Consider the following 7,824-nt stretch of genomic DNA (forward strand, 5'->3'; position numbering starts at 1 on the left):
GTTCAATTCGGGTTGCTGGCGGTGGGTCTAGCGACCAGAGCCAGCGACGCTGCTTAGCGCCAGAACGGCTTGCTCAGCTCTTCGTAGCGTTGTGCTTCGCTAATCCCGGCGTCAGCCAGCAGACGCGAATCCAGACGAGCCAGTTGATGGCGGCTGGAGATGCGGCGCTGCCAAAGCATCAGGTTGGCGATAACGCGCAGAGGCAGGGAAGCCTGGGTGTTTACAGCTTTGTCTTCGAAGAACAGTTCGGAACTGAGTGTACGTTCCATGGTTGACATCCTTCCGCTTGTGGCGGGATTAGGTAGTGGTTTAACTGGTGCCCATGATCCTCTCGTTTGGCCAGACTCTCTAGATACAGTTCACCTGTATTGTGAGTGACCAGTTAACTGTTTATAGGGGGTGTACGGGTCAAAATTGCGCAAACTGTACCTGTCTGCGCTTATTTGGTGCATTTTTACCCAATTCGATGGTTCGAGTAGGCAAAAGCCGTAGGAAAAGACCGGTACAGCAGTACAGTTTTTGACGGTTGCAGAGGTTTTCAGAATCCCGCTGGCGAAACTGTGTTTGCACCAACGGGAAATCTGTGCGGATTACACCGCCAGCATGCGTCCGGTTTCTTCCAGATTGATGTGCCAGCTCAGGGCGTCACGCAGGATATGCGGGGTGTGGCCGCCAATGGCGCAGGCTTTGTCGAAGTAGTCGTTCAGCGCCTGGCGGAAATCCGGGTGCACACAGTTATCGATGATGACCCGGGCGCGCTCGCGTGGCGCCAGGCCGCGCAGGTCGGCCAGGCCCACCTCGGTCACCAGGATGTCGACGTCATGCTCGGTATGGTCGACGTGGCTGACCATTGGCACCACGCTGGAAATCGCACCGCCCTTGGCGATCGACTTGGTCACGAACACCGCCAGGTGTGCGTTGCGCGCGAAGTCGCCCGAGCCGCCGATGCCGTTCATCATCCGCGTGCCGCAGACGTGGGTGGAGTTGACGTTGCCATAGATGTCGAACTCCAGGGCCGTGTTGATGCCGATGATGCCCAGGCGCCGCACCACTTCCGGGTGGTTGGAGATTTCCTGGGGACGCAGTACCAGCTTGTCCTTGTACTTCTCCAGGTTGCCGAACACGTCGCTGTTGCGCCGCTCCGACAGGGTGATCGAGCTGCCCGAGGCGAAGCTCAGCTTGCCGGCGTCGATCAGGTCAAAGGTCGAGTCCTGCAGCACTTCGGAGTACATGGTCAGGTCTTCGAACGGCGAATCGATCAGCCCGCACATCACCGCGTTGGCAATGTTGCCGATCCCGGCCTGCAACGGGCCGAGCTTGTTGGTCATGCGCCCGGCATCGACTTCCTGCTTGAGGAAGGTAATCAGGTGATCGGCGATGGCTTTGGTATCGACATCCGGCGACGACACGGTGGACGGCGAGTCCGACTGCTGGGTGATGACGATGGCGACAATCTTCTCCGGCGGGATCGGGATCGCGGTGCTGCCGATGCGGTCGTCGACCTTTACCAGCGGAATCGGCGTGCGGGTCGGGCGATAGGTCGGGATATAGATGTCGTGCAGACCTTCGAGGTTGGCGTTGTGTGCCAGATTGATCTCGACGATCACGTGTTTGGCGAAGATCGCGAAGCTCGCCGAGTTACCCACCGAAGTGGTCGGCACGATGTGGCCCTGTTCGGTGATGGCCACGGCTTCGATCACGGCAATGTCCGGCAGCTTCAGCTGCTGGTTGCGCAGTTGCTCGACGGTTTCCGAGAGGTGCTGGTCGATGAACATCACTTCGCCGGCGTTGATCGCCTTGCGCAGGGTGCTGTCGACCTGGAACGGCATACGCCGCGACAGCACGCCGGCTTCGGTCAGTTGCTTGTCGAGGTCATTGCCCAGGCTGGCGCCGGTCATCAGGCTGATCTTCAGCGGCGTGACCTTGGCTCGCTCGGCCAGCGCATGGGGCACGGCCTTGGCTTCGCCGGCGCGGGTGAAGCCGCTCATGCCGACGGTCATGCCGTCCTCAATCAGCGCAGCGGCGTCGGCGGCGCTCATCACTTTATCCAACAACGAAGGCAGGCGAATACGGTCACGGTACATGGATTATTTTCTCGGGCAGCGAGTAGCAGGATGCGCAGTCTAGTGAATTTCGCGAGCGCCTGTCCCGCTACCAAGGTCGCAAACGAGGCGTCTATTTAGCGGGTTTCAAGTAAAACACCGTTACTGGATCTGCAACAACGCGGCAAATTGTCCGACGTTTTGCGTAAACAAAAACGCCCCGACAAGTCGGGGCGTTCGGTGTTGCCGGCGAGGGTTACTCGACTGCTTTGACCATGTCTTCGATGACTTTTTTTGCGTCGCCGAACACCATCATGGTCTTGTCCAGGTAGAACAGTTCGTTGTCCAGACCGGCATAGCCGCTGGCCATCGAGCGCTTGTTGACGATGATGGTCTTGGCCTTGAACGCTTCGAGGATCGGCATGCCAGCGATCGGCGATTTCGGATCGTTCTTGGCGGCCGGGTTGACCACGTCGTTGGCGCCGAGCACCAGCACCACGTCGGCCTGACCGAACTCGGAGTTGATGTCTTCCATCTCGAACACCTGGTCGTACGGCACTTCGGCCTCGGCCAGCAGTACGTTCATGTGCCCAGGCATCCGACCGGCCACCGGGTGGATCGCGTACTTCACGGTCACGCCATGGTGGGTCAGCTTCTCGGTCAGCTCTTTCAGGGCGTGCTGTGCGCGGGCTACCGCTAGGCCGTAACCCGGAACGATGATCACGGTGTCAGCGTTGGTCAGCAGGAAAGTCGCATCGTCAGCCGAGCCGGATTTCACCGGGCGGGCTTCCTTCTCACCGGCAGGACCGGCGTCTGCTGTATTGCCGAAACCGCCGAGCAGTACATTAAAGAAGGAACGGTTCATCGCCTTGCACATGATGTACGAGAGGATCGCACCGCTCGAACCCACCAGCGAACCTGCAATGATCAGCATCGAGTTGTTCAGCGAGAAGCCGATACCCGCTGCTGCCCAGCCGGAATAGCTGTTGAGCATCGACACCACCACCGGCATGTCGGCGCCGCCGATCGGGATGATGATCAGCACGCCCATGACGAACGCCAGGGCCAGCATCAGTGCGAACGCGGCGAGGTTGCCGGTCAGCATGAAGGTGATGCCGAGGATCAGAGTCGCCAGACCCAGTACCGCGTTCAGCTTGTGCTGACCGCTGAACTGTACCGGTGCGCCCTGGAACAGACGGAACTTGTATTTGCCCGACAACTTGCCGAAGGCGATCACCGAACCGGAGAAGGTGATTGCACCGATGGCTGCGCCGAGGAACAGCTCCAGACGGTTACCCGCCGGGATCGAGTCACCCAGTTGCTTGACGATGCCCAGCGACTGCGGCTCGACCACGGCAGCAATGGCGATGAACACCGCTGCCAGACCGATCATGCTGTGCATGAACGCAACCAGTTCAGGCATCTTGGTCATTTCAACGCGTTTGGCCATTATCGAACCGGCGGTGCCGCCGATCAGCAGGCCGACGATCACGTAACCGATGCCAGCAGTCGCCAGCTCAGCGCCCAGCTTATAGATGAGGCCGACGGTGGTGAGAATTGCCAGCGCCATGCCGAGCATGCCGAACAGGTTGCCGCGGCGCGACGTGGTCGGGTGCGACAGACCCTTGAGGGCCTGGATGAAGCAGATCGACGCGATCAGGTAGAGCGTCGTGACGAGGTTCATGCTCATTACTTAGGCGCCTCTTCTTTTGCTTTCGGGGCTTTCTTCTTGAACATCTCAAGCATGCGGCGGGTGACCAGGAAGCCACCGAACACGTTGACCGCGGCCAGTGCCACCGCGAGGGTGCCCATGGTCTTGCCCAGCGGAGTGACGGTCAATGCAGCAGCGAGCATGGCGCCTACGATCACGATCGCCGAAATGGCGTTGGTCACTGCCATCAAAGGCGTGTGCAGCGCGGGTGTAACGTTCCAGACCACGTGGTAACCGACATAAATCGCCAGCACGAAGATGATCAGGTTGTAGATACCGGGGGAGATAAGCTCTTCCATCGTCTGAATCCCTGCTTAGGCGTTTTTGCGGATGACTTGGCCGTCGCGGCACATCAGGCACGCGGCGACGATGTCGTCTTCGAGGTTCACTTCGAACTGGCCTTCTTTGGTGAAGACCAGCTTCAGGAAGTCCAGCAGGTTGCGTGCGTACAGCGCCGAGGCGTCTGCGGCGACTTCACCGGCGAGGTTGGTCGGGCCGACGATGGTCACGCCGTTCTCGATCACGACCTGATCGGCGACGGTCAGCGGGCAGTTGCCACCCTGGGCTGCAGCGAGGTCGATGACTACCGAGCCGGGTTTCATCTGCGCCACGGTGTCCGCGCTCAGCAGCGTCGGCGCCTTGCGGCCCGGGATCAGTGCGGTGGTGATGACGATGTCAGCCTGCTTGGCGCGCTCGTGCACGGCCTGGGCCTGACGCTGCATCCAGCTCGCCGGCATCGGGCGTGCGTAACCACCGACGCCGACCGCGCATTCGCGTTCTTCATCGGTCTCGTAAGGCACGTCGACGAACTTGGCGCCGAGGGATTCGATCTGTTCCTTCACGGCCGGACGTACGTCGGACGCTTCGATGACGGCACCCAGACGTTTCGCCGTGGCAATTGCCTGCAACCCGGCCACACCAGCACCCAGAATCAGCACGCGCGCCGCTTTCACGGTGCCCGCAGCGGTCATCAGCATCGGCATGAAGCGCGGATAGTAGTGAGCGGCCAGCAGCACCGCCTTATAGCCGGCAATGTTCGCCTGGGACGACAGCACGTCGAGGCTCTGGGCCCGGGAGGTACGTGGCGCCGCTTCCAGGGCGAACGCGGTAATCCCGCACTCGGCCATCTTCGCGATGGTGTCGTTGTTGAACGGGTTGAGCATGCCCACCAGCACCGTTCCGCGCTTGATCAGCGTCAGTTCGGCATCGCTTGGCGCGACCACTTTGAGAATCAGCTCGGCGCCAAACGCGTCATTGGCACTGCCAATGGTTGCGCCTGCCGCTTCATAGGCACTGTCGACAACGCTGGCTTTAATGCCGGCGCCGGTTTGCACAGTGACCTTATGACCTTGGCTGATCAGCTTTTTAATGGTTTCCGGGGTTGCAGCAACTCGTGTTTCACCGGTCTGGGTTTCGAGAGGAACACCAATGTGCACGTCAAATCTCCTGCGTGATCTTATTGAGTAAACCCATGCACTACGGATGGTGCTACTGGGGCGGCCGATCAGCACGATCCCGCCAAATCAGGGCGGGGCGCGGCATTTTGCAGGCGAAGTTTATGCCCTTCAAGGGATTATGACGGGTGACGGAAAATTAACTACAAGTCATCCCGTGACCGAATGTCGCAGATGGCCAGTTGAATCCCTTGCAGGCCGTGCCTTTCAAGGAGTCTGGATGAATTTTAAGAATTTTCTCATCGGTGACGTGAATAGGTCGCAATGAGTCGCGAATGAGGGCGCAAAGCCACGTCGGCAGGCGCTTGTGGGACGTCTGTACGACTTTCGGATACAGTCTGTCTATTTGCGACAAATAGTTATATCTGTAGGGCTTTGGTTTTCCTGACTACGGGGTTAGTAATCGCTGGAGGCCTTTATCCTTCTAGGTTGTAGCTGTGTGCCTGGTTCACCAGCCAGTCACGAAAAGCCTTGAGTGACGCCGATTCGACCTTTCGTTCCGGAATCATCAGGTAATACGCCTTGATGCTGGAGAGCGCGTTCGGGTTGGCAATCACCAGGCGTTTTTCGGCCAGTTCGCGCTGAATCAGGAACGGTGGGATCAGCGCGATGCCCATGTCATGCATGGCCGCCTGGGCCAGCATGGAGAATAGCTCGTAGCGCGGACCTGTCATGTCACGGGGGATGTTCAGGTGCTGCGAGTTGAACCACTGCCGCCAGGCGTAGGGGCGTGTAGTTTGCTGGAGCAGGGGCAGTTCGGCGATTTCATCGGGTGTCAGATGCGACTTGTTGCCGAGCAGGGCGGGACTGCATACCGGCATCGGATTCTCGCCCATCAGCCTGTGGGATTCGGTACCGGACCAGTCGGCATCGCCAAAGTAAATGGCGGCATCGAAGTCGGTGTCGGCAAACAGGAACGGGCGCGTGCGGTTGGTCAGGTTGACCGTCACTTCCGGGTGCTTGAGCTGGAAGTCCTTCAGTCTTGGCAGCAGCCATTGCGTGCCGAAGGTGGGTACCACGGCGAGTTCGATCACATTGGTGCCTTGCTGACCCATCACCGACAGGGTGTCGCGCTCAACCGCATCAAGTTGGGTGGCGACCCGACGGCTGTAGGAAAGCCCCGCTTCCGTCAGCTTCACTCCGCGACGCGAGCGTCGGAAGAGTTCGACGCTGAGGAAGTCCTCAAGGCTGGCGATCTGTCGGCAGATGGCGCCCTGGGTGAGGGAAAGTTCTTCAGCGGCCTTGGTAAAGCTCTCGTGACGGGCGGCAGCCTCAAAGCTGATCAGGGCGGTGGTGCTGGGTATCTTGCGGCGCATGTACGTCAACCTCACTAATACATCGCTTATTCGGCATTTCGCGACGTTTCGGAGTGAGAAATTAGCACAACAGGATGCGAAATCCTCGTTTGCCGGGATGGCGAAGCGGGCCTAGGATCAATGCCACGTTAATTCACCCGATTTGCGAGGACTCACTCATGGGCGGTAAAGCTAGCTTCAACTGGATCGATCCACTGCTGCTGGATCAACAGCTGACTGAAGAAGAACGCATGATTCGCGACACCGCCGAGCAATTCGCCCAGCAGAGCCTCGCGCCACGCGTTCTGGAAGCCTTCCGCCATGAGAAGACCGATCCGGCGATCTTCCGTGAAATGGGTGAGGTCGGCCTGTTGGGCGCGACCATTCCCGAGGAGTACGGTGGCAGCGGCCTCAACTATGTCAGCTATGGCCTGATCGCTCGTGAAGTCGAGCGTGTCGACTCTGGCTACCGTTCGATGATGAGCGTGCAGTCTTCGCTGGTGATGGTGCCGATCAACGAATTCGGTACCGAAGCACAGAAACAGAAGTACCTGCCGAAACTGGCTTCCGGCGAGTGGATCGGCTGCTTCGGTCTGACCGAGCCGAACCACGGTTCCGACCCGGGCGCGATGATTACGCGTGCACGCAAAGTCGACGGCGGCTACAGCCTGACCGGCGCCAAGATGTGGATCACCAACAGCCCGATCGCCGACGTGTTCGTGGTCTGGGCCAAAGACGATGCCGGCGACATCCGTGGCTTCGTTCTGGAGAAGGGCTGGAAAGGCCTGAGCGCTCCGGCGATTCATGGCAAGGTCGGTCTGCGGGCTTCGATCACCGGCGAAATCGTCATGGACAACGTGTTTGTGCCGGAAGAGAACATTTTCCCGGATGTGCGTGGTCTGAAAGGTCCGTTCACCTGCCTCAACTCCGCACGTTATGGCATCTCTTGGGGCGCGTTGGGTGCTGCCGAGTTCTGCTGGCACACCGCTCGCCAGTACACCCTGGATCGCCAACAGTTCGGCCGTCCGTTGGCTGCTACTCAACTGATCCAGAAGAAGCTGGCGGACATGCAGACCGAGATCACCCTGGCGCTGCAAGGCTGCCTGCGTCTGGGCCGTATGAAAGATGAGGGTACCGCTGCGGTTGAAATCACTTCGATCATGAAGCGTAACTCTTGCGGCAAGTCTCTCGAGATCGCCCGCATGGCGCGTGACATGTTGGGCGGCAACGGGATCTCTGATGAGTTCGGTGTGGCCCGTCACCTGGTCAACCTGGAAGTGGTGAATACCTATGAAGGTACTCACGACGTTCATGCGCTGATT

Annotated in this window: 7 protein-coding genes (1 of these 7 cut by a window edge); 1 reads left to right on the plus strand and 6 read right to left on the minus strand. The window is 59.4% G+C overall.

Annotated features, from left to right (window positions below; all coding sequences use genetic code 11):
* Positions 1 to 53: 53 nt before the first annotated feature.
* The 6 genes from ABTV87_RS00575 to ABTV87_RS00600 form a co-directional block, all read right to left on the minus strand.
* A complete protein-coding gene (locus ABTV87_RS00575; protein WP_007911656.1) occupies positions 54 to 269 on the minus strand; it encodes a DUF1127 domain-containing protein in 216 nt (71 codons plus the stop codon).
* A gap of 321 nt (positions 270 to 590) precedes the next feature.
* Positions 591 to 2,084: an acetyl-CoA hydrolase/transferase family protein gene (locus ABTV87_RS00580; RefSeq protein ID WP_064592552.1), complete on the minus strand. Its 1,494-nt coding sequence runs from the start codon at positions 2,082 to 2,084 to the stop codon at positions 591 to 593.
* A 214-nt stretch (positions 2,085 to 2,298) separates the two neighbouring features.
* Complete coding sequence (locus ABTV87_RS00585; protein WP_085606447.1) at positions 2,299 to 3,732, minus strand: NAD(P)(+) transhydrogenase (Re/Si-specific) subunit beta; 1,434 nt, start codon at positions 3,730 to 3,732, stop codon at positions 2,299 to 2,301.
* Positions 3,732 to 4,052, minus strand: coding sequence for an NAD(P) transhydrogenase subunit alpha (locus ABTV87_RS00590; protein WP_003220416.1), 321 nt, complete (start codon positions 4,050 to 4,052; stop codon positions 3,732 to 3,734). Before ABTV87_RS00590 ends, ABTV87_RS00585 begins: the two co-directional genes overlap by 1 nt.
* A gap of 15 nt (positions 4,053 to 4,067) precedes the next feature.
* On the minus strand, positions 4,068 to 5,189 hold the full coding sequence (locus ABTV87_RS00595) for a Re/Si-specific NAD(P)(+) transhydrogenase subunit alpha (RefSeq protein WP_085606449.1): 1,122 nt from the start codon (positions 5,187 to 5,189) through the stop codon (positions 4,068 to 4,070).
* Positions 5,190 to 5,623: 434 nt separating this feature from the next.
* Positions 5,624 to 6,523, minus strand: coding sequence for a LysR family transcriptional regulator (locus ABTV87_RS00600; protein WP_433898823.1), 900 nt, complete (start codon positions 6,521 to 6,523; stop codon positions 5,624 to 5,626).
* Positions 6,524 to 6,681: 158 nt separating this feature from the next.
* Between ABTV87_RS00600 and ABTV87_RS00605 the strand changes: the two genes are divergently transcribed.
* On the plus strand, positions 6,682 to 7,824 hold the 5' portion of the coding sequence (locus tag ABTV87_RS00605) for an acyl-CoA dehydrogenase (protein WP_433898824.1). 39 nt of this gene lie beyond the right edge of the window; the window shows 1,143 of its 1,182 coding nt (coding positions 1-1,143); it begins with the start codon at positions 6,682 to 6,684; its stop codon lies beyond the right edge, outside the window.

This window comes from Pseudomonas sp. PSE1(2024), assembly GCF_050990555.1.
Taxonomy (GTDB): Bacteria; Pseudomonadota; Gammaproteobacteria; order Pseudomonadales; family Pseudomonadaceae; genus Aquipseudomonas; species Aquipseudomonas aphyarum.